1 protein-coding gene is annotated in these 2,223 nt (G+C 68.2%); it reads right to left on the reverse strand.

Annotation, left to right across the window (positions count from 1 at the left end; genetic code table 11):
• Positions 1–2,223: NADP-dependent malic enzyme (locus MKI84_RS20555; protein ID WP_241622137.1), on the reverse strand; the 2,223-nt coding region annotated here is incomplete at both ends.

Raw genomic sequence — 2,223 nt, forward strand, 5'->3', positions numbered from 1 at the left:
CGCCTCGACGACGGCGATTGCGGTCATGTTGACGACGCCTCGCGCGGTGACGGAGGGGGTGAGGATGTGGGCCGGGCGTGCGGTGCCGAGCAGGATGGGGCCGACGGGGAGCGAATCGCCGAACACCTTCACCATCTGGTAGGCGATGTTGGCGGCGTCGATATTGGGCATGACGAGGATGTTCGCCACGCCCTGCAGCCGGCCGCCCGGCAGCACGCGCTCACGCATCTGCGGCAGCAGCGCGCTGTCGCCTTCCATCTCGCCGTCGACCATCAGCGTGGGCTCGCGCTCCAGCAGCAGTTCCACCGCGCGGCGCATCTTGCGGGCACCCTCGTCCTCGCGGGTGCCGAAATCGGAGTGCGAGAGCATCGCGATCTTCGGCTCGATGCCGAAGCGGCGCACATGGGCCGCCGCCAGCGCCGACATCTCCGCCAGTTCCTCGGCGGTGGGATCGCTGGTGACCTGCGTGTCGCACAGGAAGAAGGCGCCCTTCTGGGTCAGCAGCATGGAGAGCGCCGAGACGTCCGACACCCCCGGCGCAAGGCCGACAATGGTGCGGATGTGGCGCAGATGGCGGATGAACCGCCCCTCGACGCCGCACAACATGGTGTCGGCGTCGCCGCGCATCACCGCCAGCGCCGCGATCACGGTCGGGGTGGTGCGCACCAGCGTGCGGGCGAGCTCGGGCGTCACGCCCCGGCGGCCGGCCAGCTCGACATAGGTGTTCACATAATCGCGGTAGCGCGGATCGTCGTCCGGGTTCACCAGGTCGAAATCGCGGCCGGGGCGGATCGAGAGGCCGAAGCGCTCCAGCCGGGTGTCGATCACCTGCGGGCGGCCGATCAGGATCGGGCGGGCAATGCCCTCCTCGACCACGACCTGCGCGGCGCGCAGGATGCGCTCGTCCTCGCCCTCGGCGTAGATCACGCGCTTGGGCGCCTGCTTGGCCATGGCGAACAGCGGCTTCATCACCAGGCCGGAGCGGAACACGAAGCGGTCCAGCCCCTCCATATAGGCCTCGAAATCGGCGATCGGCCGGCGCGCGACGCCCGACTCCATCGCCGCCCGCGCCACGGCCGGCGCGATGCGCAGGATCAGGCGCGGGTCGAAGGGCGAGGGTATCAGCGAGGTCGGCCCGAACACCGGGGTCTCGCCGCCATAGGCGCGCGCCACCACGTCGGAGGGGGTCTCGCGGGCGAGCTCGGCGATGGCGTGGACCGCCGCCACCTTCATCTCCTCATTGATCGTGGTCGCGCCGGCATCGAGCGCCCCGCGGAAGATGAAGGGGAAGCACAGCACGTTGTTGACCTGGTTCGGGAAGTCCGAACGGCCGGTACAGATCATCGCGTCCGGGCGCGCCTCGCGGGCGAGGTCGGGCATGATCTCCGGGGTCGGGTTGGCCAGCGCCATGATCACCGGGTTCGGCGCCATGGCCTTCAGCATCTCGGGCTTGAGCACGCCCCCGGCCGACAGGCCGATGAAGATGTCCGCGCCCTCGATCGATTCGGCGATGGTGCGCTTGTCGGTCTTCTGGGCGAAGGCGCCCTTATAGGGGTCCATCAGCGTGGTGCGGCCTTCATAGACCAGCCCCTCAATGTCGTTGACCCAGATGTTCTCGCGCCGGGCGCCCATCGAGACCAGCAGGTTCAGCGTGGCGATCGCCGCCGCGCCGGCGCCGGAGGTGACGATCTTCACCTCCTCGATCTTCTTGCCCCCGAGGAACAGCGCGTTGACGATGCCGGCGGCGATGGTGATCGCGGTGCCGTGCTGGTCGTCGTGGAACACCGGGATGTTCATGATCTCGCGCAGGCGCGTCTCGATCTCGAAGCATTCCGGGGACTTGATGTCCTCCAGATTGATGCCGCCGAAGGTCGGCTCCAGCGCCGCCACCACCGAGACGACATGGTCGGGCTCCAGCGCGTTGATCTCGATGTCGAACACGTCGATGCCGGCGAACTTCTTGAACAGGACCGCCTTGCCCTCCATCACCGGCTTGGAGGCTTCCGGGCCGATATTGCCGAGCCCGAGGACCGCCGTGCCGTTGGACACCACCGCGACGAGGTTCTGGCGCCCCGTAAGCTCCGCCACCAGAGACTTGTCCGCGGCAATCGCCTCGCACACCGCCGCAACCCCAGGCGTATACGCCAGTGCAAGGTCCCGCTGGTTCGCAAGAGGCTTCGTCGGCTGAATTTCAAGCTTACCAGGACGCGGAAGGCGATGATA

The sequence above is a fragment of the Ancylobacter gelatini genome (assembly GCF_022601675.1).
Classification (GTDB): Bacteria; Pseudomonadota; Alphaproteobacteria; order Rhizobiales; family Xanthobacteraceae; genus Ancylobacter; species Ancylobacter gelatini.